Raw genomic sequence first — 24,565 nt, 5'->3', positions numbered from 1 at the left:
CCATGAATTGGGCTATAGCGCAGCAAGAAAATTCCGACGCTGTTGTCGCAGCGCCGAAATTAACTCAAATCGAGGGTGGGGAGCTATAGGACAGCGAAGGTGCCCTGTGCTTTTGCGACAAGTCGTTCGTCCTGGTACACGTCGGCCTCAACCACCAAAGTGCGTCGACCGGCGTGAATCACCCGACTGGTGCACAACACGTCGCCCTCTTCCACGGCGCGGATGTAGTTGATCTTGCACTCGATGGTCGCGCTCTGCTGGTCAAAACCATGGGAGCTGGAGCACGCCAGGCCCATGGTGATGTCCACCAGGCTGAAAATCGCCCCGCCATGGAGCTTGCCCGCGCGATTGCGCAGGTGCGGCTCCAGGGTCAGGGCCACCTCGGCAACGCCCTCATCCAGGCGTTGCAGGCGGCAGCCGATCAGCTCGCTGAAAGCGCTTTGGGTCAAGCCAGCCGGGATTTCCATCAACGTTTCTTCAACTGTTTGGCATTGGCGAACAGCGAGGCCATGGCGTTGTTGCTCGGCGCTGCGGTCGCGGTTTCCTTGCGTGGTGCACTGTTTTCGGAGCGGTTTTGCGACTGGCGTGGGGCCGAGCCGGGGCGTGCGCCACGGGCACCGTCGATTTTCTCGCCGGGGGTGTCGCTCATGCGCATCGACAGGCCGACACGTTTGCGCGGGATGTCCACCTCCATGACCTTGACCTTCACCACATCACCGGCTTTCACCGCCTCACGCGGGTCCTTGATGAACTTCTCCGAAAGCGCGGAAATATGCACCAAACCGTCCTGATGCACGCCGATGTCTACAAAGGCGCCGAAGTTGGTCACGTTGGTCACCACGCCTTCGAGGATCATGCCCAGTTGCAGGTCCTTGAGGTCTTCGACGCCGTCCCGGAACTCGGCGGTCTTGAACCCGGGCGCGGGTCGCGGCCAGGTTTTTCCAGCTCTTGCAGGATGTCGGTGATGGTCGGCACGCCGAAGGTTTCGTCGGTGTACTTCTTCGGATCCAGGCGCTTGAGGAACGCCGCGTCGCCGATCAGCGAGCGGATATCGCGGTCGGTCTCGGCGGCAATGCGCTGCACCAGCGGGTAGGCTTCCGGGTGAACGGCGGAGGCGTCCAGCGGGTTGTCGCCGTTCATTACGCGTAGGAAACCGGCGGCCTGTTCGAAGGTTTTTTCACCAAGGCGGGCGACTTTTTTCAGCGCGGCGCGGGTCTTGAACGCGCCGTTTTCGTCACGGTGAGTCACGATATTCTGCGCCAGGGTGGTGTTCAGGCCGGAGATACGCGCCAGCAACGCCACGGAGGCGGTGTTCACGTCGACGCCCACGGCGTTTACGCAGTCTTCCACCACGGCATCCAGGCCACGCGCCAGTTTCAGCTGCGACACGTCGTGCTGGTACTGGCCGACGCCGATGGATTTAGGGTCGATCTTCACCAGTTCGGCCAGTGGGTCCTGCAGGCGACGAGCGATGGACACCGCGCCACGGATCGACACGTCGAGGTCCGGGAATTCCTTGGATGCCAGCTCCGACGCCGAATACACCGAAGCGCCAGCCTCGGAGACCATGACCTTGGTCATCTTCATGGCTGGGTATTTTTTGATCAGTTCGGCGGCCAGCTTGTCGGTTTCACGGCTGGCGGTGCCGTTGCCGATGGCGATCAGGTCCACCGCATGCTTGGCGCACAGCGCGGCGAGGATCGCGAGGGTCTGGTCCCACTTGTTGTGCGGCACATGCGGGTACACGGTGGCGTGGTCCAGCAGCTTGCCGGTGGCATCGACCACGGCGACCTTGCAGCCGGTGCGCAGGCCCGGGTCGAGGCCCAGCGTTGCACGCGGGCCGGCCGGCGCGGCCAGCAGCAGGTCGTGCAGGTTGTGAGCGAATACGTTGATCGCCTCGGTTTCGGCGCCGTCGCGAAGTTCGCCGAGCAGGTCGGTTTCCAGGTGGGTGTAGAGCTTGACCTTCCAGGTCCAGCGCACGACTTCACCGAGCCACTTGTCCGCAGGACGATTCTGATTCTGGATGCCGAATTGTTGCCCGATCATGCCTTCGCACGGGTGCATGGTGCCCGGTAGCTCGTCGCCGACCTTCAGCGCGGAGCTGAGAATGCCCTCGTTGCGGCCGCGGAAAATCGCCAGCGCACGGTGCGACGGCATGCTCTTGAGCGGCTCGTCGTGCTCGAAATAGTCGCGGAATTTGGCGCCTTCTTCCTCTTTGCCGGCGATAACGCGGGCGCTGAGGGTGGCTTCCTGCTTGAGGTAGGTGCGCAGTTTTTCCAGCAGGCTGGCGTTTTCGGCGAAACGCTCCATCAGGATGTACTTGGCGCCTTCCAGGGCGGCCTTGACGTCGGCAACGCCTTTTTCGGCGTCGATAAAGCGTGCAGCTTCGGTTTCCGGGGTCAGCGCCGGGTCGTTGAACAGACCGTCGGCCAGTTCGCCCAGGCCGGCTTCCAGGGCGATCTGGCCCTTGGTGCGGCGCTTTTGCTTGTAGGGCAGGTAAAGGTCTTCGAGGCGGGTCTTGGTGTCGGCGAGCTTGATGTCGCGTTCCAGTTGTGGGGTCAGCTTGCCCTGTTCCTCGATGCTGGCGAGGATGCTGATGCGCCGTTCGTCGAGTTCTCGCAGGTAGCGCAGGCGTTCTTCCAGGTGACGCAATTGGGTGTCGTCGAGGCTGCCGGTCACTTCTTTACGGTAACGGGCGATGAAAGGCACCGTGGAGCCTTCATCCAGTAGAGCGACGGCCGCTTCGACCTGTTGTGGGCGTACACCGAGTTCCTCGGCAATGCGGCTGTTGATGCTGTCCATAAAACCACCTGAAATTCTGAAAGCAGCTCGCAGGCCCGGAAAACAAGGCGTTGCGAGGCTGGTTGAGCGGCCCTGTCGGCGCCGCTGCCTGGGTCAAGAGGCTGCCTATTGACCCTCGAAATCGGAAAGTTGCTGCCCGCCGCTGAGAAAATCGGTAAGGCAGTAAGCAGTAAAGTCTGACATTACCCTGCACAAAGGCGGCGCATTATAACCAGCGTTCTGCCCTGGGTGGGGATTGCGCCGAAGGTTGCAGAGCGCGGGTTTACTGGCGGTAGAGGAAAAATCTGCTAACAATGCACACCGTGCGTATAACGGCAGCTACGCCATAATGCGCGCCGAGATAAGAGGAGCATCTAATGAGCAGCACTGCACAAACTGCTGAAGGCGAAAAAATTCTCATCGTTGATGACGATCCGGGGCTGAGCAGCCTGCTGGAGCGCTTCTTCAACTCCAAGGGCTATCGTGCCCGCGCGGTGCCGAACACCGAGCAGATGGACCGCCTGTTGGGGCGTGAAGTATTCAATCTGGTGGTGCTCGACCTGATGCTGCCCGGCGAAGACGGCCTGACCGCCTGCAAACGCCTGCGCGGTGCGAACAACCAGATCCCGATCATCATGCTCACCGCCAAGGGCGATGAGCTGAGCCGCATCAAGGGTCTTGAGCTGGGCGCCGATGACTATCTGGCCAAGCCGTTCAACCCGGACGAGCTGATGGCGCGGGTCAAAGCCGTATTGCGTCGCCAGGCGCCTCCGGTACCGGGCGCACCGGGCAGCGAAGACGAAAGCGTGACCTTTGGCGACTACGAACTGTCGCTGGCCACCCGTGAACTCAAGCGTGGCGACGAAGTGCACATGCTCACCACCGGCGAGTTCGCGGTACTCAAGGCGCTGGTGATGAATGCACGCCAGCCGCTGACCCGCGACAAGCTGATGAACCTGGCCCGTGGCCGGGAGTGGGATGCCCTGGAGCGCTCCATCGACGTGCAGATTTCCCGTCTGCGCCGGATGATCGAGCCGGACCCGTCCAAGCCACGGTATATCCAAACGGTGTGGGGCGTAGGTTATGTGTTTGTGCCGGATGGCACCGCCACCAAGTGACCGATGATTTGCAGCGGCGGGTATTCCGGCGTTTGGCTCCATGAGAGTCTACGGGATACCCGGCGCCTGCAATTCTGCGAGCGCCGCTCGTTCCTGCAAGGTGTTTAGCTGTCATCTATGAAAACCCCGTTGTGGTTCCCGCAAAGTTTCTTCTCCCGCACCCTTTGGCTGGTGCTGATCGTCGTTCTGTTTTCCAAGGCGCTTACGCTGGTTTATCTGCTGATGAACGAAGACGTGCTGGTGGATCGGCAGTACAGCCACGGTGTCGCCCTGACGCTGCGCGCCTATTGGGCGGCCGACCCCGAGAACCGCGAAAAAATCGCCAAGGCGGCTACGCTGGTGCGCGTCGCCGGTGCCGGTGTGCCGGAGGGCGAGCAACATTGGCCCTACAGTGAGATCTACCAACGCCAGATGCAGGCCGAACTGGGTGAAGACACCGAAGTGCGGCTGCGCATGCATGTGTCGCCGGCGCTGTGGGTGCGTGCGCCCAGCCTGGGTGAGGATTGGCTGAAGGTGCCGTTGTACCCGCATCCGTTACGGGGGCAGAAGATCTGGAACGTGCTGGGCTGGTTCCTGGCGATCGGCTTGCTTTCAACCGCGTCCGCGTGGATTTTCGTGCGCCAGCTCAACCAGCCGCTCAAACGCCTGGTATTTGCTGCGCGCCAGCTGGGGCAGGGGCGCAGTGTGCGCCTGCCGGTCAGTGATACGCCCAGTGAGATGACCGAGGTGTACGGGGCGTTCAACCAGATGGCGGAGGATGTCGAACAGGCCGGGCGCGAACGCGAGCTGATGCTGGCGGGGGTGTCCCATGACTTGCGCACACCGCTGACGCGATTGCGCTTGTCCCTGGAGTTGATGGGCAACCACACCGACCTCACGGATGACATGGTGCGCGATATCGAGGACATGGACGCGATTCTCGACCAGTTCCTGGCGTTTATCCGCGATGGCCGTGACGAAGTGGTGGAGGAGGTCGACCTCACGGACCTGGTACGTGAAGTGGTCGCACCCTACAACCAGAACGGTGAACAGGTGCGCATGCGCCTGGAACCGATCCAGCCGTTTGCGTTGCGCCGGGTCTCGATGAAGCGCCTGTTGAACAACCTGATCGGCAACGCCCTGCACCACGCCGGCTCGGATGTGGAAGTGGCGGCGTACGTCTCTGGCGACAGCACCGCGCCTTATGTGGTGCTGAGTGTGATGGACCGGGGCACCGGGATTGACCCGGCTGAACTGGAAGGCATTTTCAACCCGTTTACCCGTGGCGACCGTGCGCGAGGCGGTAAAGGTACGGGGTTGGGCTTGGCGATTGTGCGTCGGATTGCGTCGATGCATGGCGGCAATGTTGAGCTGCGTAATCGGGAAGAGGGCGGCTTGGAGGCGCGGGTGCGTTTGCCATTGGGCCTGATGCTGCCAAGAGACGCGGTCTGACAAACAACAGCAAATAAATGTGGGAGCTGGCTGGTGTGGGAGCAGGCAAGCCAGCTCCCACACCAACCAGTTCCCACATTGGTTTTCAGCGTGTCACAGAATGTGCCTGATCAACCCTTACCCTTGGTTCTGGTCATATTCGGCCCACCATTCTTCTCCAGATGCTGAATGATGATGCCCGCCACATCCTTGCCAGTGGTGGTCTCGATCCCTTCCAACCCCGGCGACGAGTTCACCTCCATCACCAGCGGCCCGTGGTTGGAGCGCAAGATATCCACACCCGCCACGGCCAACCCCATGACCTTGGCCGCCCGCAGCGCGGTCATGCGCTCTTCCGGGGTGATCTTGATCAGGCTGGCGCTGCCACCCCGGTGCAGGTTGGAGCGGAACTCCCCGGGCTTGGCCTGGCGTTTCATCGCGGCAATCACCTTGTCGCCCACCACGAAGCAGCGGATATCCGCACCGCCGGCCTCCTTGATGTACTCCTGCACCATGATGTTCTGCTTGAGGCCCATAAATGCCTCGATCACCGACTCTGCAGCGGTCGCTGTTTCACACAACACCACGCCGATGCCCTGGGTGCCTTCCAGCACTTTGATCACCAGCGGTGCGCCGTTGACCATCTCGATCAGGTCCGGGATGTCATCGGGGAGTGGGCAAAACCGGTCACCGGCAGGCCGATGCCCCGGCGCGACAGCAGTTGCAGCGAGCGCAACTTGTCCCGCGAGCGGGCGATGGCCACGGATTCATTGAGGGGGAACACCCCCATCATTTCAAACTGGCGCAACACCGCGCAGCCGTAGAACGTCACCGAAGCGCCGATCCGCGGGATCACTGCATCAAACCCCTCCAGCGGCTTGCCCCGGTAGTGGATCTGCGGCTTGTGGCTGGCAATGTTCATATAGGCACGCAACGTGTCGATCACCACCATTTCGTGGCCACGTTCGGTGCCGGCCTCGACCAGGCGGCGGGTGGAATACAGACGCGGGTTTCGCGACAGCACAGCAATCTTCATGCAGCACCTGGGGCAGAAATAGTAGAGACCGGGAACACCGGCTTGTCTTGAACGTACTTGACGCCGGGATTGACCACCAAATGGCCGTCAATCAGCGCCTTGGAGCCCAGCAACAGGCGGTAACGCATGGCTTTGCGGCAGGCCAGGGTGAACTCCACCCGCCAAACCCGATCGCCCAAGGCCAGGGTAGTGCTGATCACATAACGCACCTGCGCATGGCCATTGGAGCTCTTGATGGTTTTCATCGTCACCAGGGGCGCTTCGCAGCGGCGGTGACGCAGTTGCACCACGCTGCCCAGGTGCGCGGTAAAGCGCACCCACTTCTCACCGTCGCGCTCAAACGGCTCGATATCGGTGGCGTGCAGGCTGGAGGTGCTGGCACCGGTGTCGATCTTCGCGCGCAGGCCCGCCACTCCCAGGTCGGGAAGGGCCACCCACTCACGCAGACCCACAACGGTCAAATGGTCAAATGTCTTCAATATGGGTAACCGGTCAATTCGCCCAGGCGCGGGGAGATACCTCGGCCAGGGCTTTGAATGCAGGCTTGGCGAACCAGTAGCCCTGCATCAGAAATATTCCACAGTCGGACAGGAAATCGCGCTCGCCGGCACTTTCGATGCCTTCGGCGATGACAGTAACCCCCAACTGCTCACAGATTGTGACAATCCCCTGGACGATCACCTGACGGACACGATCCTGATCGACATCGCGGATCAGCGCCATGTCGAGTTTGATCAAGTCAGGTTGGAAATCGGCCAGCAGATTCAGTCCCGAATAGCCCGCGCCGAAATCGTCGATGGCGGTCTTGAAACCGAATTCGCGATATTCACGCAGAATATTCGTCAAATGGCGATAGTTATCTACATGCTCGCTTTCCAGCGTCTCGAAAATCAGCTGGTCAAGTGGAAAGTTGTGCGCGCGCGCCGCCTCCAGGGTGCTGCGAATGCACAACTCCGGACGGTACACGGCGTTGGGCATGAAGTTGATGGAAAGGTGGGATTGCATCCCCAGGGCCGCGGCCTGGGCAATCGCCTGGGTGCGGCAGCGCTGGTCGAAGCGGTAGCGATTGCTGTCGTTGACCTGGTCGAGCACCGACATCGCCCCTTCGCCATTGACGCCGCGCACCAAGGCTTCGTGGGCAAAAATCGAATGGTCTCGAAGGTCTACGATTGGCTGGTAGGCAAAAGCGAAATCGAAACCCAAGGGCTCGCTTTGCTGGCACCCCACGCACCGTTGGTTAGGCGAGGTGAGTGAAACGGGAAAGTCGGTCACGGTGAAACCTCGCGAAAACAGGATGCTACCTGGCGTATCTTAGGTGAGCCTTGGGGTTTATGCGTCGAAGGGTTTCAACGGTAAAGTTGCGACATTTTTCAGAGCGAGGAATTCAAGTGGCTCAAAAGCAGGAAGAGGAAGAAAAGGTCCGTTTGGACAAGTGGTTGTGGGCGGCGCGTTTCTATAAAACCCGTGCCCTGGCCAAGGCCGCCATCGAAAGCGGCAAGGTGCACCATCGCGGCGAACGTTGCAAACCGGGCAAAGAGCCACGTGTCGGTGATGAGTTGCAGATTCGTACAGGTTTTGACGAAAAGACCGTAGTGGTCCAGGCGCTTTCGATTGTGCGCCGTGGCGCTCCCGAGGCCCAGGCGTTGTACGCCGAGACCGAAGCCAGCATTGCCAAGCGTGAAAACGCGGCAGCCATGCGCAAGGCGGGTGCTACCGGCATGACCACCGATGGTAGACCGAGCAAGAAGCAACGCCGCGACCTGTTCAAGTTTCGCGGCAGTGGCAATGATGACTAGCTGGTGTGGCGAGCGAGCTTGCCCGCGTTGGGCTGCGTAGCAGTCCCAAAACGTGGTCGCGGGTTTTTCCTGAAAATACGGCGTCAACTTTTCTGGGGGCGCTTCGCACCCCAACGCGGGCAAGCCCGCTCGCCACACGAAGCCCGCTCGCTACAGGTTATTGGGTTGCTCTTATGACGCTCAACTGCCCGACTACTGGCAGCTTGCCGAGTAAGTTGAACACCGGCGCGGTCATCCGCAGCAACGCCCCGGATACCTTCGCCGCAAACGGCGTGTAGTAACCCCAGCCCAACGCCAACAAAGCCAGCAGCACGCCACCGATATAGTCGTCTTGCCCCCAATGCGCGCCCGCCACCAGACGCGGCATCATGAACAACACCGCCAGGCCCCAGATCACCAGCACCTGGCCGATGCGCTTGGCGAACACGGTCATGAACATCCCCCAGATCAACAACACCGAAGCATGATCCCCCGGAAAGCTCTGGCTCGAGCGGTCCTTCAATTCCCAGGTCTTCTCCAGCCCCGGGAAATAGTCGCTCATCTGGATCGCCCCGCTGATCATCATTGAAGGGCTACTGTGCTGCCAGCCCATCTGTGCTGCGAGTTTGGAAAACAGCATGCGGATGAACAGCAACAGCAACAAAATGCCGACAAAACCTAACACCGCCTGGCGCACCTGCACGGCCTTGAACACCCAGTCGCCGCGAATCAGCAGCGTCAGCAAAATCACGCCGACCACTGCATCAAACGGCCGCAAACTGGCCACAGCCCACACATGCAGCCATGTTGCGTTGCTTGCCAGCGGGTCATTGAGCAGATGAAACAGCCACTCGTCGAAAATCACACACAGCATTTGGCCCGTGGGCCACAGCCAAAAACACAGCAGTCCGATAGCGAGTAGATTGCAAAGAGCCCATCGCCGGAGGTTCCACTTGGCTTGGAACAAACCCGGATTGTTCATAAACTGTCCCTCTTCGCTCAATTAAGCTCTCTGTTTCCAGGAGAAAGCCGCACCAATGTGGTGCTAAAGCGTTTAATTTTATAAACCTTGTAATCAATTTGTCATCAATTCAGATACCCAGACCTATGACTGATCTACCGGATACCGACTTCACTCAACGCTTTATCTTCGACGAGAACGACGCCCGCGGCGAACTGGTCTCGCTGGAGCGCAGCTACGCCGAAGTCCTCGCCAAGCACCCCTATCCGGAGCCGGTCGCGCAACTGCTCGGTGAGTTGATGGCGGCGGCTGCGTTGCTGGTAGGCACCATGAAATTCGACGGGTTGCTGATCCTGCAGGCCCGCTCCGAAGGCCCGGTGCCGATGCTGATGATCGAGTGTTCCAGCGAGCGTGAAATCCGTGGCCTGGCCCGTTACGACGCCGACTTGATCGCCCCGGACGCCACCCTTGCCGACCTGATGGCCAACGGCGTGCTGGCGATCACCGTCGACCCGACTGAAGGCCAGCGCTACCAAGGCATTGTCGACCTCGACGGCGAAACCCTGTCGGACTGCTTCACCAACTATTTCGTGATGTCCCAGCAAGTTGGCACCAAGTTCTGGCTCAACGCCGACGGCAAGCGCGCCCGCGGCCTGTTGTTGCAGCAATTGCCCGCTGACCGCATCAAGGACGACGATGAGCGTACCGATAGCTGGCGCAAGCTGACCGCCCTGGCTGGCACCCTGACCGCCGAAGAGCTACTGGGCCTGAACAACGAAACCATCCTGCATCGCCTGTATCACGAAGAGGCAGTGCGCCTGTTCGACGAGCAGTCGCTGCGCTTCAACTGCAGCTGCTCCCGTGAGCGCTCGGCCAATGCGCTGGTCAGCCTGGGCCTGGAAGATGCGCAGAATCTGGTGGTGGAACACGGCGGCCATATCGAGATCGACTGCCAGTTCTGCAACCAGCGCTACCTGTTCGATGCTGCCGATGTGGCTCAATTGTTCGCCGGCGCAGGCATCGACACGCCTTCCGATACCCGCCACTAAAACGTTTAAGCACAGGTAAATCACCTGACGAATACCGGATTAGCGCTGTTCTGACGGGAGGGCCCTACTCTTTTTGGGCTTTTCTGGCATAATCCGGCCCACTTTTTTCGCGGTAGTAGTGCGCAACTTTCTACTACAAAACGTTTGGAGCACTCGGCCATAGGCCGACGGGGAACCTCATGACGCAAGCCAATAACGCCGTATACACCGATCTGAGTGTTGACGATCTGGTCAAAGAAGCCCTGCAGCGCGGTGAAGGCGTGCTTGCCGATACTGGCGCGCTGGTCGTCGAAACCGGTCACCGTACCGGCCGTTCGCCAGTCGACCGTTTCATCGTTGAAGAGCCTTCCACCCAGGCTTCCATCGCCTGGGGCCCGATCAACCGCAAGTTCCCGGCCGACAAGTTCGACGCCCTGTGGGCTCGCGTCGAGGCATTCAACAACGCGCAAGAGCATTTCGTTTCCCATGTTCACGTAGGGGCTGCGCAAGACCACTACCTGGCCGTGAAAATGACCACCCAGACTGCCTGGCAGAACCTGTTCGGTCGTTGCCTTTTCATCAACCCGGCCCAGTACAACCCGGCCGGTCGTGAAGAGTGGCAAGTGCTCAACGTGGCCAACTTCGAGTGCGTGCCAGAGCGTGACGGCACCAACTCCGACGGTTGCGTGATCCTCAATTTCGCCCAGAAAAAAGTGCTGATCGCCGGCATGCGTTACGCCGGTGAAATGAAAAAAGCCATGTTCTCGGTGCAGAACTACCTGCTGCCGGCTTCCGACGTGCTGCCGATGCACTGCGCCGCCAACATCGGCGAAGCAGGCGACGTGACCCTGTTCTTCGGTCTGTCGGGCACCGGTAAAACCACCCTGTCCGCCGACGAAAGCCGTTACCTGATCGGTGACGACGAACACGGCTGGGGCGAAGGCGTGGTGTTCAACATCGAAGGCGGTTGCTATGCCAAGTGCATCGACCTGTCCGAGAAGAACGAGCCGGTTATCTGGAAAGCCATCAAGCATGGCGCGGTGCTGGAAAACGTCGTGATCGACGACGCCAAGCACGCCGACTACACCAACGTCAGCCTGACCCAGAACAGCCGTGCCGCCTACCCGCTGGAGCACGTTGCCAAGCGTTCCGAGAAGAACCTGGGCGGCGAGCCAAACGCGGTGATCTTCCTGACCTGCGACCTGACCGGCGTTCTGCCGCCTGTGTCGATCCTCAGCGAAGAGCAAGCGGCCTACCACTTCCTGTCCGGCTACACCGCACTGGTGGGCTCGACCGAAATGGGTTCGGGAGGCGGCATCAAGTCGACCTTCTCCACCTGCTTCGGCGCGCCGTTCTTCCCACGCCCGGCCGGTGAATACGCTGAGCTGCTGATCAAGCGCATCCGCGGTTTCGGCTCCAAGGTCTACCTGGTCAACACCGGCTGGACCGGCGGCGGCTACGGCGTCGGCAAACGCTTCAACATCCCGACCACTCGCGGCGTCATCGCAGCGATCCAGAGCGGCGCGTTGATCGGTGCTGAAACTGAACACCTCGACACCATCAACCTCGACGTGCCATTGGCTGTGCCAGGCGTTGAGACTGGCCTGTTGAACCCACGCAACACCTGGGCCGACAAGGCTGCTTACGATGAAGCCGCGAAGGCACTGGCCGGCCTGTTCATCGAGAACTTCAAGAAGTTCGAAGTGAGTGATGCGATCAAGGCTGCGGGTCCGAAGTTGTAAGAGTCGGACGCTGTTAAAAAAGCCGCCCCTAGTGGGCGGCTTTTTTGTGCGCGCAGACCCAATGTGGGAGCGGGCTTGCCCGCGAAAGCGGAGGGTCAATCGCCGAATATGTTGACTGAGACACCGTCTTTTTCGCGAGTAAGCCCGCACCCACATTTGACTTTAGTGTGTTCGAAATCTGTATCCGCTCAGCTCAGGTTTTCCAGCGTCTGCGTATCCCAGCTGTTGGTTTTGATGGCCAGGTAGAGCATCCCAATGGTCAACGGCACCTTCTCGCCACGCCCCTTGGCGCGTCGCTTGAGGAACACATCAAAGACCGGCGGGTTGAAGTAACGATAAGTGTCGTAATCGCCTAGGTCGAGGGCAAACTCCTGCTCCAGCGCGTCCATGAGTTGCTTGGCTTCACTGCCGTCGCAGCCCAGGTCGAAGTTGAGCGAGGTTTGCAGGCGAATGGTCTTGTGTTTCGGCAGGCCGATTTCTTCGTGCAGCAGTTGCAAGAGCTGCTTCATCACGGGGTCTTCGGGGAAGTTGGGGGCGAGGTTCATGGTGGGGGCACGCAGGAGTGGGTGAAGGGGCTGGTTGTGTTGCCGACGGTATTTGTTTCGGGTGACGAAAAGTTCTAAGCCTAGCAAGAATAGAAACAGAGGAAGTAGCTGGATGCCGAGGATGATGGCGACGTAGGGTAACCAGAATAATAGGATCAGCCCGCTTAGCATGAACGCAATGCCGAAGCGTTTTCTGAGCCTGCAGTCGGTGATTTTGTAGTGAAACACTGTAGAGGCTGCCAAAAAAGCGCCCACTTGTAGGTAGAGCCATTCACTATGAGTCATCTGAGTACACATGCATTGAGAGGCTCGAGCGCTGAGGGCCGATGCCCCCGCTGACCTGTGCCTCTAGGCCGATGATGATGTCTGCGCTATGAAAGTTGCGGAGCCGGTTGAAGATCAAATCGCTGATAGCATTTTCGACTACCGACTCTGCTTGGCTGGAAATGACTCCAATCGGGGTCGCGATTGCGCCAGAAATGATTTTTTTGATGAGGTTGTTTCGGTTGTTCAGGCTATCTGCCTGTTTGCGCGTGAGTGGTTTTGAAATGACCACCGTCATGACGCACGGCAAGTCTCGAGCGAGCATTTTTTCGTACAAATTCTGCAACCGCAGGCGAACCTCAGGCGCTGAAGATTTTGCGTCTAACAAGCAAAGTGTGGCGAGCTCGTTCCGGTTGTTTGGTTTCACGGTAAAACGAATCACCGTGAAGGTGACGCCATAATGGCCGATGTATTGAGTCCTTTCGATGTTCACAGATTTTTGCCAGCGCAATTGTGAGAGCGCTAGTTTCCGTCATACAACGGGGAGTTATGTAGAGGGTTGAGCAGGTGTTTTAAGCAGTTTAGGAAGAGGACTACGACGTATTTAAGGGTTTCTCACAGCGCTTTCCGGCATTTGCGGTTTGACAGTGATTTTTTGAGCAGCGCCCATCAAATAGGGGAGCCGGCGCGACGATTCGACAAGCCAGCTCCCACAGTTTTAACTCAGCGGCTGGCTTGGTTGTGTTTGCTTATCGACTGTCGGCTGCAGCTTTACGTGCTGCACCGCTTCCAACAAATCACAGCCATCCTGAACAAGCAGGTACAAGGCATTAACGATGTGGGAGATGTCTTTAAGGTCGGCGTGTTGGAAGGTCAGGCAGGTGAAAGTTTCCAGTAAGTCGGTGGCGGCGCGGATGCGCTGATGTGCGGCGGACTGGATGTCTTCGGCGCTGGCTTCGGTGTCGATGATGAGAGGGTGGGTGTCGGTGAAGTTGGTGCGTAGCTGACGATAGCGATTTTCAGACGGATTTATAGCGTTCATTGATTTGAATCTCTGTGTAGTTAGAGGACCGCCATCATCGTGACCAAGCGATGGGTGGCGGACTGTGTCCAGGTTGGTCAACCGGCAGAGATTCACCCGGCACGCCCGAAGGCGTCCCAAACACAGCCGCCATGAAGCGTGTGGGCACAGGAGTGCCTACGACATCTGAAGGTGCGTATGTGAACTCTGTATCGGGTGACCAAACCCGATCGCTGATTGTGCAGCGAGGGGCGAACTATAGGTGGGCGGGGTGGGATGGTGCAATACAGGCAAAAGGCTGTTTAGCGAGGTAGGCTGATACACCGCTCAAAAATCGCCTCAAGCCCCCGATAATCACACGCCACCGCATCAATGTTCGCCGGTATCCACGCCGCGTGTTTCACCAGCCACCAATTCACTGAAAAACCGGCATTCACAATGATCTGTTCGAACAAAATCCGCTGCGCCCGGCCATTGCCTTCACGAAAGGGATGGATGACGTTGAGGTCGCCATAAGCCTCGGCAATCAGCGGCACCAGTTCAGCCTGGGTCGCGCCTACATACCAATTGCATTGTTCCATATGCTGGATGATTTTCGCCGCTTCCGGCGGAATGCGTTCCGGTGTGCAGAACAGGGTATCGCCTTTCTGGATGTTGACGCTGCGCAGCTCCCCGGCCCAGTCGTAGATGTCGCCGAACAGGGTGCGGTGGATGTGTTGCAGTCGTTCGAGGTCGTAGGGCGGCGGATAGAGTGGGAGGCTGCCAACGGCGATTTCGGATAGTTCGCGCTCGGCTTGATGCAGAAGTATTTCGTCGTGCAAATCGAGGCGGTTGCGCAGGACGCCGCTACCGGGATAGCAGTACGGATCCTGGCCCACCCCGTATTTGTCGAGCATCAGTGTGGGGTTTTGCGGTACTTGGCAAGAACGGCTTCGCGGGTCGGCAGGGGTTTGTCGACATCGGCCGGTTGGGTGTCGAACCCTTCCAGGCGCAGGCTTGCCAAGTAATTGGAACGGCGGATCTTGTGGTAGTGATCCTGTTTTTGCTCAAACGTCGGTTCGCTCATTGCAGCGTACTCCTGGGTCGCAAGACTCAATTGTAGCGCAATGCTTGCGCAAGCAGGCGGGATAAAAACCACGTCACATTCCGCACAAAAATTCCGCCAACCCGCTGAATTCAGCGTATGTTTCACCGCAAAATCTTGTAGGGCAATTCTGCCCACTACTTAAAGGGAGTTAAGCATGGGTTTGCTGCGTATCGCGTCAGCGCTGTCATTGTGTGCGGTGGCTTTTTCAATTCAGGCTGCCCAATTGCCGATTGAAGTGCTCAGCGCGGTGGTCAAGGACCAGAAAATCGCCGATGCCGAAGTGCTGCTGCAACGCAACGGCGCACAGAACGTGGTGGGCCGTACCAACGCCCAGGGCCAAGTGACCCTCACCAGCGAAGCGGCCGATGATGCGAGTAACCTGCTGATTATCAAGAAGCCTGGCTACTCCAACCTGGTGGTGAAATGCCCGTGCGCGGGGATGACCTACGCCGTGAGCCCGGTCATGGAAAACCTCGACGGCCTGCGCGTGGTGCTGACGTGGGGCAAGACGCCTGAAGACCTCGACTCCCATATGATCTTCCCGGGCAACAACATCTATTTTGAAAACCAGAAGGGCGACGACGCCGAGCTGGATGTGGATGACGTCGACAGCTACGGCCCGGAAACCATCACCCTGCAGAAAAAACACTACGGCGAAAGCTACGTGTACGCCGTGCATGACTTCACCAACCTCGCCAACCCGGGTTCGCGTCAGCTGTCCAACAGTGAGGCCAAGGTGTTCGTGTACATGGGCCAGTCCCTGGTGCGTACCTACTACGTGCCGAAAAACCGCAGCGGTAACCTCTGGACGGTGTTCCGCATGACCGGCAGCGGCGACTTCCAGGACATCAACACCTTCAGCGGCGTGAACGTGGAAGCCAAGGATGTGCTCAATGAAGTCAAGCCGTTGCTGGATGACAGCGTCGCGGTTTCGGCCGTGGCTGTCAGCTCTTCCGCACAGACCGATGCGAAGCGTCTGAACCTGCAAGGTGAAGCGGCCTACCAGGCCGGTAATCTGGACCAGGCTATCGACCTGTTCCGCCAAGCCATCGAGCTGGACAATGGCTTCGGTAAAGCCTACGGCAACCTGGGGCTGGCCTATCAGAAGGCCGGTAACACCGCCGAGTCGATCTGGGCCAATCGCAAGGCTATCGCCCTGGCTACCGGCGCGAATGCCGCAACCGTGCGCGCTGGCGCTTACTACAACATTGCACGGATTTACGAAGCAGCGGGGCAGTTCGCGGATGCGTTGCGTCATTACCAGTTGGCGAAAGAGCAGAAGGCCAACCCGGTGTATGACACGGCGATTGAGCGCGTGCAGAACCGCTGATTCCGGTTTAACACAGCACTAAAAATGTGGGAGCGGGCTTGCCCGCGATGGCGGTGGTTCAGTTGATACTTGGGTCGACTGATACACCGCCATCGCGGGCAAGCCCGCTCCCACATTTGGTTTGTATTCTTCTCACAAAATCGAGTGAACAATCCTACTTCGGCCCAAGGCCATCCCCCAGCCTGTGTATCATCCTGTCTCTTTTTTCCATGCGACCTTTCTCGATTCGCTGAGCGTTCCGGGCTATGTTTTTGAGCCACGTTCAGCGGTCAATGGAGTGACAGCCTATGCACGACACCCTCCAGCAGGTCTTTGGTTATCCACAGTTTCGTTTGGGCCAGGAAGAAACGGTCAGCGCCGTACTGGCCGGGCGTTCGGCGGCTGCGATTTTCCCCACCGGGTCCGGCAAGTCCCTGTGTTATCAGCTGTCGGCGGTGTTGCTGCCGCACCTGACGCTGGTGGTGTCGCCGTTATTGGCGTTGATGCAGGACCAGTTGGGCTTTTTGCAGCGTCACGGTATTTCGGCGGGCAGCATCGACTCGGCGCAAAGCCGTGAAGACGCCAATGACGTGATGGCTCGTGCTCGTTCGGGCGAGCTGAAAGTCCTGATGATTTCCGTGGAGCGCTTGAAGAACGAGCGCTTTCGTAACTTCCTGCAAAGCGTGCAGATCTCGTTGCTGGTCGTGGATGAAGCGCACTGTATTTCCGAGTGGGGCCATAACTTTCGGCCGGACTATTTGAAACTGCCGGACTACCAGCGCCAGTTCAATATCCCACAAGCGTTGCTGCTGACCGCCACGGCCACGCCCAAGGTGATTGCCGACATGCAGGCGAAGTTCGCTATCGCGCCCGAGGATGTGGTCACCACCGGCTTCTACCGGCCCAACCTCAATCTGCTGGTAGAGCCGGTCAGCGGCCATGACAAGCGGCGACGCCTGGTCGAATGGATGAACGAGCGGGTCAACCAACCGAGCATCGTTTATGTCACCTTGCAAAAAACCGCCGAGCAGATTGCCGAGCATCTGAACCGCAGCGGCATCCAGGCTGAGGCGTATCACGCCGGTTTGGCCCACGATAAACGCGAGAGCATCCAACAGCGCTTTATGAGTGGGCGCTCCAACTGCATCGTCGCCACCATTGCGTTCGGCATGGGCATCGACAAAAGTGATATCCGCAATGTGGTGCACTTTGACCTGCCCAAATCCATCGAGAACTACAGCCAGGAAATCGGCCGTGCGGGGCGAGATGGGCAGCCGTCCGACTGCCTGGTGCTGGCCAACCGCGACAGCCTCAATGTGCTGGAAAACTTCGTGTACGGCGATACGCCCGAGCAGGGGGTATTCGCCGTGTGCTGGATGAATTGCAGGCGGCGCGCAGTGAGGGGCAATGGGAGTTTTTGCTGAGGTCGCTGTCGGACCACAGCAATATCCGCGAGCTGCCGCTGAAGACGCTGCTGGTGCAGTTGGAACTCAAGGGCGTGATCGCACCGCGCTATGCGTTTTATGCCGAATACCGCTTCAAATACCTGATTGAGCCCGAGGCCCTGCTGGCGCGGTTCTCCGGCGAGCGGCAGCAGTTTGTTGCAGCGATCATTGAGGTGTGCAAACGCGCCAGAACCTGGGCAACGGTGGATTTCGACGCGCTTTACCAGCATCACAACGCCGAGCGTGGACGTGTGGTGAAGGCGCTGGATTACTCTGGGAGCAGGGCTTGATCGAGATGGAGAGCAAGCAGATGACGGAGGTCTACAGCCTGCTCGATACGGACTTTGACCCCCAGGTGCTGAGCGCCGAGTTATACACAGGCTTCAAGCAGCACGAGGTGGCAGAGGTGGCGCGGATTCACGCGATGCTCGATCTGTTTGCCACCGAACGTTGCCTGGGCCAGCGCCTGGCGCAGTATTTCGGTGATGAGAAAGCCCCCCAGCTTTGCGGGCATTGCTCGGTCTGCCACGGGCATATTGCGCACTTGCCGGCACCGCCGAGCTTGCCGCCGCTTGTGGATAAAAACTTCATGGGGCTGTGCGGTGATTTTATCCACAGGCATCATGAGCACACCGGCCAACTGCCCGAGGCCGAGCGGCTGACGCGGTTTTTGGGTGGTATCAGCGTGCCGTTGTTCACCAAGTTGAAGGCGCGGGGCATTCCCGGTTTTGCTGCGCTGGAGGACTACCCTTACGCCGAGGTGCGTGAGTGGGCCCAAACCCATCTGAATGACCTATAACCCACTTTCTCGAGACCTGCCCATGCCTGATTCAACGCCCAAGCGTGCCGATTACCGCCACTTCCAGCCGATCATCACGCGCTGGCACGACAACGACGTGTATGGCCATGTGAACAACGTGACCTACTACAGCTTTTTCGATACTGCGGTGAATACCTACCTGATCGAACAGGGCGGGCTGGATATTCATGAAGGTGAAGTGGTGGGGTTTGTGGTGAGTTCGGCGTGCGATTACTTCGCCTCGATCGCATTTCCCGACCGTATAGACATCGGCCTGCGAGTGGGCAAGTTGGGCAACAGCTCGGTGCAGTATGAATTGGCGGTGTTCAAGGCAGGCGAAGAGGATGCCTGTGCGGCGGGGCGCTTTGTGCATGTGTTTGTGGATCGGGGGACGAACCAGCCGGTGACGATTCCGGCGGTGTTGCGCGAGGCGTTGCAGCGGTTGGTGGTGTGACGCGTGTTTTGCAGGCAATGAAAATCAAATGTGAGAGCCGGGCTTGCCCGCGATAGCGGTGTGTCAGGTTCACACGTGTCGCCTGACGCTACGCTATCGCGGGCAAGCCCGGCTCCCACAAGGGCAGCAGTGTTCTTTAAACTGCTGACTTACCGATGACGGTAGTGATGCTTGTTCTTGCGATGCCCGTAGGCATGGCCACGGCCGCGATGATCATCACGGTCATAACGACGGTTGTCGCGCCCGTGGGAGCGGCGATCGTTGTCATCGCTCTGGTTGCCCATGTAGTTGCCCAGAGCGCCGCCTGCGCCACCACCGGCGGCTGCGCCGATCAGGCTGCCGGTGCTGCCGCCCATGCTGCGGCCCACCACGTTGCCGCCGGCTGCGCCCAGCGCGCCGCCGATAGCTGCCTGGCCACGGCTGCGTTTGTCGGCACCGACCGCACTGCCGCCTGCGCCGCCCAAGGCCGCGCCGATAGCCGAACCGGTGTTACCGCCGATCTGCTGGCCTACAACCGAACCGAGTACCCCGCCCAATGCGCCGCCCACACCGGCTTCGGTGGTGCCACCGGCCATGGCTGCGCCACTGACCAGGCCAAGGGACAACAAGAGAATCGAGGAAAACTTCATAGAGAGACCTCAAGAGGATGACGGCGCGATCCTGAGGTTGTATCGAGGTGCTGACAATCGAAATCCGACCAGTGGCAGTGGTTGTATACAATTTCCTAAGTTGCTGTTTTGTATAAGGAACTTAAGTCGTTTTTGTGAGTCATTAGCTACTTCGGAACGGCCGCTTTTACACAAAAGCGGCCTTTTTTTGTGCCCGGAATTTATATCGGGCCACCCCGTTCTTGTGGCGAGCGGGCTTGCCCGCGTTGGGGCGCGAAGCGGCCCCAGGTCCTGGCGCTGCCTATTGACTGGACGTATGCGGTGACGTTCTTGGGGCTGCTTCGCAGCCCAACGCGGGCAAGCCCGCTCGCCACAACAGCCTCGCTCGCCACGCAATCAGGCCGAGCGCGCCATGATCAGCCCGTTGTCACTCGCCGCTTCCAGACGAATGGCCACGAACTTCGACGTTGGCGTATGGCTGCCATCCCCGGTGCTTTCCAGGGGCACCAGCGGGTTCACTTCCGGGTAATAGGCGGCTGCCTGCCCCGCCGGAATATCAAACGCCAGCAAGGTGAAGCCCTTCACGCGGCGCTCGCGCCCGTCCTCCCACAGCGAGACGATGTCAGCCTTTTGCCCCGGTTTGAAGCCCAGGCGGATGATGTCGGCTTCGTTGACGAACAACACGTCACGTTGGCCTTTGACCCCGCGATAGCGGTCATCCAGGCCATAAATGGTGGTGTTGTACTGATCGTGGGAGCGCATCGACTGCATGATCAGGTCCGGCACGCGGCCCGTGGCATGGGTGCGTTCGTGGATCAAATCTTTGGGCAGGATATTCGGGCGGAAGTTGGCGCGGCCCGAGGGGGTGTTCCAACGACGTGCGCCGGCCGAGTTACCCAGGTAGAAACCACCTGGGTGCTTGAGGCGCTCGTTGAAGTCCTTGAAGCCGGGGATGGTGTCGGCGATCAGGTCGCGAATGCGGCTGTAGTCGGCCACCAGCCAGTTCCAGTCCACCGGCTTGCTGCCCAGGGTCGCCGCGGCGATGCCGGCGAGGATGGCCGGTTCCGATTTCATCAGCTTCGACAGCGGCTGTAACTGGCCGTTGGAGTCGTGGACCATGCTGAACGAGTCTTCCACCGTCACCGCCTGCGGGCCTTCGGCCTGGATGTCGATGTCGGTACGGCCCAGGCACGGCAGGATCAGCGCGTCTTTACCGTGGGTCAGGTGGCTGCGGTTGAGCTTGGTGCTGATCTGCACGGTCAGGTCGCAATTGCGCAGCGCTTCAAAGGTGCGCGGGCTGTCCGGCGTGGCTTGGGCGAAGTTGCCGCCCAGGCCGATAAACACCTTGGAGCGGCCCTCAAGCATGGCGTGAATCGCTTCCACCACGTTGTGGCCATGGGTGCGTGGCACCTGGAACTGGAAGCGGCGCTCAAGGGAATCGAGGAACGCCACCGGTGGGCGTTCGTTGATGCCCATGGTGCGGTCGCCCTGCACGTTACTGTGGCCACGTACCGGGCACAGGCCGGCGCCGGGGCGGCCGATATTGCCGCGCAGCAGCATCAGGTTGGCGATTTCCTGGATGGTCGGCACCGAGTGGCGGTGCTGGGTGATGCCCATCGCCCAGCACATGATCACGTTTTTACCTTTGGCGTACATGCGCGCCGCTTGCTCGATCTCGACCAGCGTCAGGCCGGACTGCGCGACGATTTCATCCCACGAGGTGTCGTCGATCTTGCCCAGGTAGTCGAGCACGTTGGCCGTGTGTTCGTTGAGGAAGTCGTGGTCGAACACTGCTTCCTTGCCTTCGGCCTGGGCCTGGCGTTCCCACAGCAGCAGGAACTTGGCCATGCCGCGCAGGATCGCCATATCGCCACCCAGCGCCGGGCGGAAGTAGGCGGTGTTGGTCGGCTTGTCACCGTTAGTGAGCATTTCCAGCGGGTGTTGCGGGTGCTGGAAGCGTTCCAGGCCGCGCTCTTTCAATGGGTTGATACACACCACTTGAGCGCCGCGTTTAACCGCTTCGCGCAACGGTTCGAGCATGCGCGGGTGATTGGTGCCGGGGTTCTGGCCCCAGACGAAAATCGCATCGGCATGTTCGAAGTCATCAAAGGTCACCGTGCCTTTGCCCACGCCCACACTTTGCGCCAAGGCCACGCCGCTGGCCTCGTGGCACATGTTCGAGCAGTCCGGGAAATTATTGGTGCCGTAGGCGCGCACAAACAGCTGGTACAGGTACGCCGCTTCGTTGCTGGCGCGGCCCGAGGTGTAGAACTCGGCCATGTCCGGGCTGGGCAATGCATTGAGGTGCTTGCCGATCAGGTCGAACGCCGCTTCCCAACTGACGGGCGTGTAGTGGTCGGTTTCGGCGTCATAGCGCACCGGCTCGGTCAGGCGGCCCTGGTATTCCAGCCAATAGTCGCTTTGCGCAAGCAGCGCAGTGACGCTGTGCTTGGCGAAGAATGCCGCGTCGACACGGCGCTTGGTGGCTTCCCAGTTGACCGCCTTGGCGCCGTTTTCGCAGAACTTGACCATGCCGCTTTCCGGCGAGTCGCCCCAGGCACAGCCCGGGCAGTCGAAGCCGCCGTTCTGGTTGGTCTTGAGCATCATGCGCAGGTTTTTCAGCGCGTTATCGCTGGTCAGCCACGCCTGTGCCACGCTGATCAGCGCGCCCCAGCCGCCAGCCGGGCCTTTATAGGGCTTGTAGCGCGGGGTCGGGGTTTGGTCGGCTTGGTGGTGATTGCTCATGGCTGATACTCCATCGCAGGGCTATAGACCCGCGGCGCGCTTTTCTGCGGCAGGTGGATAAGATTGAGATTGTGTCGACGCGCCCATTGCAGGGCCAGGCCGGTGGGTGACGAGAGGCTGACGAGAGTCTGGATGCCCGCGCGCAGGACTTTCTGGATCAGTTCAAGACTGCAGCGGCTGGTGACAATCGCCAGGCCGCCGTCAGTCGGAATCTTTTGGCGGATCAATGCGCCGATCAATTTATCGAGGGCGTTATGCCGGCCGATGTCTTCGCGACCCATCAGCAACTCGCCCTGGCTATTCATAAATACTGCCGCATGCACTGCGCCGCTGTACTGGCCCAGAGGCTGGAATGCGCTGATGCGCTGGCGCAGGCCATCGAGCCACTCGGCAGGCGGCAAGGGCGCGCCGGGCAGCACCTGAAGGTCCGGCAAGGCTTGCTCGACGGCTTCTACGCCGCACAAACCGCAGCCGCTGGTGCCGGTCAACTGGCGGCGCTGCTGTTTGAGGTTCCAGAAGGCGCGGCTGGAAATCTGTACCTGTGCGTATTGGGCCGAACCCGAACCGCTGAGTTTCAGATCATATATGTCGCTAACGTCGGCGATAATGCCGCTGCCGATGCTAAAACCTACGATGAAGTCTTCCAGGTCCGTCGGCGTCACCAGCATGACTGCCTGGCTGATATCGTTATAGGCAATCGCCAACGCCACTTCTTCGGCCAACGCGGTGCTGGCGACTTCAGTGTGTTCGAGATTGCAAAACTGGTAGCTCTGGCTGGCGGCGGGCGCGGGCATTACAGAGGCTGGCGCCGCGCAGACTGGGCGCTTGGCGTTCATGGGGCAGTACCACCGGCGGATTGATCAGTGTTTAGACTAGGCGCGACAAAGCGTCGCGTCTAATCGCCAGTACTGATCTACCGATAGATGACGTCGATCAAGACTCTGTTTGCGATTTCTGAAACAGCGCGAAACACGCCTCTGCCAGCGCGGAGCGAGGTGCGCTGCGCCGCATGATCAACCCCAAGCGCGCCAGGGTGTGGGCGTCTGCGATCGGTTGCAGGCGCAGATGCTCGGTGAGCGCGTCGAGGCCTCCGTCCAGTGGCATCACCGCGCAACACAGCCCGCCGTGCACAGCTTGTAACAACTGATGCACGGCATCGGTTTGCAACAGTGGCTGCGGGTTCAAGCCCCGGCTATGGAAGTTATGGTCGATGGACTGCCGAAAGTGCATGCCGCTGGTGAGCATGCCCAGGGGCAGTTCGGTCAGCGCCTCCCAGCTCAGCGGCGTGTCGCCGAAGTTGAAATAGCGCTGGTCGTAAAGCAGGCCCATGCGGGTCTCGCCGAGGGCCATGGAGTCGAAGCGCTCATTGTCCAGGCGCTCCAGAGTACGACACACCGAGGTCCAGGCGATTGCTCGCCAGCTGCTCAAGAATTTGTTCGGAGCTGAGCGCCGAAAGCTCAAAGCGCAGGCTTGGGTGCTCCTTGTGCAATTGCTGCATCAAGGCCAGGGGATCAAAACTCGACAGCGGCACCACCCCCAGGCGCAACGTGCCGACGAGGTTGCCGCGACAGGCTGCCGCTTCGGCCTGCAAACCGTCATACGCCGCCAGCACGGTACGTGCCCACGCCAGCACGCGTTCGCCTGGAGCGGTAAAGCCTTCGAAGCGCTGGCCGCGATTGACCAGCGGCAGGTCCAGCTCTTCCTCCAGGCTGCGCAGGCGCATCGACAGCGTTGGCTGGGTAATGTGGCAGCGCGCGGCCGCCTGGCCGAAGTGACGGGTCTCGTCGAGGGCGATGAGGAATTTCAGCTGTTTGATGTCCATCTTCGCTCCGAGGCTTATTCCAATGGCGGGGGGATTCTAGCGCGTTTGGGTCTTGGACCGGGCTGGAACCCAAATCCGTGGGACTGGTCTAGTCTTGAGCATCTGGACATCAACTACCAAGGAGAGCGCACCATGAGTCTTTTTAGTTTTGTTAAGGAAGCAGGCGAGAAATTGATCGATCTGTTGACGCCGGGTAATGCGAATGCGGGAGAGCAGTTGAAGGAGCACGTGCAAAAAGTGGGTCTGGGGAATCCGAATGTACAGACCACGGTTGATGGCGACAAAGTGACTGTGACTGGCGAAGTCGCCACCCAGGAAGAGAAAGAAAAGATCCTGCTGGCGCTGGGCAATATTGCTGGTGTGGCCAGTGTGGATGATCAGATCACCGTCACCGGCCCGGCAGTGGCCGCTGCTCGTTTTGTTGTGGTGAAAAAGGGCGACACCCTCAGCGCGATTTCCCTGACGGTTTACGGTAACGCCAACCAGTACAACAAGATTTTCGAGGCCAACAAGCCGCTGCTGTCGCACCCGGATAAAATTTACCCAGGGCAGACGCTGCGTATCCCTGAGTAAACGCGGAGCAAAATGTGGGCGTCGGGCTTGCCCGCGATGCAA

20 protein-coding genes and 4 pseudogenes are annotated in these 24,565 nt (G+C 59.7%); 9 read left to right on the top strand and 15 right to left on the bottom strand.

Features of this window, described 5'->3' with window-relative positions:
- Positions 1-83: 83 nt before the first annotated feature.
- On the bottom strand, positions 84-467 hold the full coding sequence (locus tag LRS56_25235) for a PaaI family thioesterase (protein WDU62039.1): 384 nt from the start codon (positions 465-467) through the stop codon (positions 84-86).
- A pseudogene (locus tag LRS56_25230) lies at positions 467-2,802 on the bottom strand (Tex family protein). The gene LRS56_25235 and the pseudogene LRS56_25230 overlap by 1 nt, the downstream one beginning before the upstream one ends.
- 356 nt (positions 2,803-3,158) lie before the next feature.
- Between LRS56_25230 and ompR the strand changes: the two are divergent.
- Positions 3,159-3,899: a two-component system response regulator OmpR gene (gene ompR / locus LRS56_25225; protein WDU62038.1), complete on the top strand. Its 741-nt coding sequence runs from the start codon at positions 3,159-3,161 to the stop codon at positions 3,897-3,899.
- A 117-nt stretch (positions 3,900-4,016) separates the two neighbouring features.
- On the top strand, positions 4,017-5,330 hold the full coding sequence (locus LRS56_25220) for an ATP-binding protein (protein ID WDU62037.1): 1,314 nt from the start codon (positions 4,017-4,019) through the stop codon (positions 5,328-5,330).
- Positions 5,331-5,440: 110 nt separating this feature from the next.
- Here LRS56_25220 and rimK read toward each other — a convergent pair.
- The 3 genes and pseudogenes from rimK to LRS56_25205 form a co-directional block, all read right to left on the bottom strand.
- A pseudogene (gene rimK, locus LRS56_25215) lies at positions 5,441-6,345 on the bottom strand (30S ribosomal protein S6--L-glutamate ligase).
- Positions 6,342-6,791, bottom strand: coding sequence for an ATP-dependent zinc protease (locus LRS56_25210; GenBank protein WDU65812.1), 450 nt, complete (start codon positions 6,789-6,791; stop codon positions 6,342-6,344). Before LRS56_25210 ends, rimK begins: the two are co-directional and overlap by 4 nt.
- 46 nt (positions 6,792-6,837) lie before the next feature.
- The gene (locus LRS56_25205) at positions 6,838-7,617 is read right to left on the bottom strand and encodes an EAL domain-containing protein (GenBank protein WDU62036.1); all 780 of its coding nucleotides are present in this window, start codon (positions 7,615-7,617) and stop codon (positions 6,838-6,840) included.
- A gap of 116 nt (positions 7,618-7,733) precedes the next feature.
- Between LRS56_25205 and LRS56_25200 the strand changes: the two genes are divergently transcribed.
- Positions 7,734-8,141 (top strand): S4 domain-containing protein, encoded by a 408-nt coding sequence (locus LRS56_25200; GenBank protein ID WDU62035.1) that lies wholly within the window; start codon positions 7,734-7,736, stop codon positions 8,139-8,141.
- A gap of 157 nt (positions 8,142-8,298) precedes the next feature.
- Here LRS56_25200 and LRS56_25195 read toward each other — a convergent pair whose 3' ends face one another.
- Positions 8,299-9,102, bottom strand: coding sequence for a phosphatase PAP2 family protein (locus LRS56_25195; protein WDU62034.1), 804 nt, complete (start codon positions 9,100-9,102; stop codon positions 8,299-8,301).
- A gap of 125 nt (positions 9,103-9,227) precedes the next feature.
- Here LRS56_25195 and hslO point away from each other — a divergent pair, with 125 nt between their 5' ends.
- Positions 9,228-10,130: an Hsp33 family molecular chaperone HslO gene (hslO, locus tag LRS56_25190; GenBank protein WDU62033.1), complete on the top strand. Its 903-nt coding sequence runs from the start codon at positions 9,228-9,230 to the stop codon at positions 10,128-10,130.
- Positions 10,131-10,309: 179 nt separating this feature from the next.
- Positions 10,310-11,851, top strand: a complete 1,542-nt coding sequence (locus LRS56_25185; protein WDU62032.1) for a phosphoenolpyruvate carboxykinase — start codon at positions 10,310-10,312, stop codon at positions 11,849-11,851.
- 188 nt (positions 11,852-12,039) lie between these two features.
- On the opposite strand, the gene LRS56_25180 is transcribed toward LRS56_25185, so the two are convergent.
- The 5 genes from LRS56_25180 to LRS56_25160 all read right to left on the bottom strand — a co-directional run bounded on the left by LRS56_25180 (position 12,040) and on the right by LRS56_25160 (position 14,747).
- A complete protein-coding gene (locus tag LRS56_25180) occupies positions 12,040-12,396 on the bottom strand; it encodes a DUF1493 family protein (protein ID WDU62031.1) in 357 nt (118 codons plus the stop codon).
- Between the two features lie 274 nt (positions 12,397-12,670).
- Positions 12,671-13,153, bottom strand: coding sequence for a hypothetical protein (locus LRS56_25175; protein WDU62030.1), 483 nt, complete (start codon positions 13,151-13,153; stop codon positions 12,671-12,673).
- Positions 13,154-13,378: 225 nt separating this feature from the next.
- On the bottom strand, positions 13,379-13,702 hold the full coding sequence (locus tag LRS56_25170) for a hypothetical protein (protein ID WDU62029.1): 324 nt from the start codon (positions 13,700-13,702) through the stop codon (positions 13,379-13,381).
- 281 nt (positions 13,703-13,983) lie between these two features.
- The gene (locus LRS56_25165) at positions 13,984-14,577 is read right to left on the bottom strand and encodes a putative adenosine monophosphate-protein transferase Fic (protein ID WDU62028.1); all 594 of its coding nucleotides are present in this window, start codon (positions 14,575-14,577) and stop codon (positions 13,984-13,986) included.
- Complete coding sequence (locus LRS56_25160; GenBank protein WDU62027.1) at positions 14,577-14,747, bottom strand: YhfG family protein; 171 nt, start codon at positions 14,745-14,747, stop codon at positions 14,577-14,579. The genes LRS56_25165 and LRS56_25160 overlap by 1 nt, the downstream gene beginning before the upstream one ends.
- A 175-nt stretch (positions 14,748-14,922) precedes the next feature.
- Here LRS56_25160 and LRS56_25155 point away from each other — a divergent pair, with 175 nt between their 5' ends.
- From LRS56_25155 to LRS56_25145, 3 genes and pseudogenes are all read left to right on the top strand, one after another.
- Positions 14,923-16,098 (top strand): tetratricopeptide repeat protein, encoded by a 1,176-nt coding sequence (locus LRS56_25155; GenBank protein WDU62026.1) that lies wholly within the window; start codon positions 14,923-14,925, stop codon positions 16,096-16,098.
- A 287-nt stretch (positions 16,099-16,385) separates the two neighbouring features.
- Positions 16,386-18,321, top strand: a pseudogene (locus LRS56_25150) (RecQ family ATP-dependent DNA helicase).
- Positions 18,322-18,343: 22 nt separating this feature from the next.
- A complete protein-coding gene (locus tag LRS56_25145) occupies positions 18,344-18,775 on the top strand; it encodes a thioesterase family protein (protein WDU62025.1) in 432 nt (143 codons plus the stop codon).
- Between the two features lie 149 nt (positions 18,776-18,924).
- On the opposite strand, the gene LRS56_25140 is transcribed toward LRS56_25145, so the two are convergent.
- The 4 genes and pseudogenes from LRS56_25140 to LRS56_25125 all read right to left on the bottom strand — a co-directional run bounded on the left by LRS56_25140 (position 18,925) and on the right by LRS56_25125 (position 23,950).
- Positions 18,925-19,404: a glycine zipper domain-containing protein gene (locus LRS56_25140; GenBank protein ID WDU62024.1), complete on the bottom strand. Its 480-nt coding sequence runs from the start codon at positions 19,402-19,404 to the stop codon at positions 18,925-18,927.
- Positions 19,405-19,779: 375 nt separating this feature from the next.
- Positions 19,780-22,128 (bottom strand): FdhF/YdeP family oxidoreductase, encoded by a 2,349-nt coding sequence (locus LRS56_25135; GenBank protein ID WDU62023.1) that lies wholly within the window; start codon positions 22,126-22,128, stop codon positions 19,780-19,782.
- A complete protein-coding gene (gene fdhD / locus LRS56_25130; protein WDU62022.1) occupies positions 22,125-22,964 on the bottom strand; it encodes a formate dehydrogenase accessory sulfurtransferase FdhD in 840 nt (279 codons plus the stop codon). Before fdhD ends, LRS56_25135 begins: the two co-directional genes overlap by 4 nt.
- 97 nt (positions 22,965-23,061) lie before the next feature.
- A pseudogene (locus LRS56_25125) lies at positions 23,062-23,950 on the bottom strand (LysR family transcriptional regulator).
- 132 nt (positions 23,951-24,082) lie between these two features.
- Between LRS56_25125 and lysM the strand changes: the two are divergent.
- Entirely contained in the window at positions 24,083-24,523 is a 441-nt protein-coding gene (lysM, locus tag LRS56_25120) for a peptidoglycan-binding protein LysM (GenBank protein WDU62021.1), read from the top strand.
- The last annotated feature ends 42 nt before the right edge of the window (positions 24,524-24,565 follow it).

The organism is Pseudomonas poae, assembly GCA_028869255.1.
GTDB lineage: Bacteria > Pseudomonadota > Gammaproteobacteria > Pseudomonadales > Pseudomonadaceae > Aquipseudomonas > Aquipseudomonas poae_C.
Note: the sequence above shows the minus strand (reverse complement) of the source record. Positions and strands in the feature narration are given on the sequence as shown.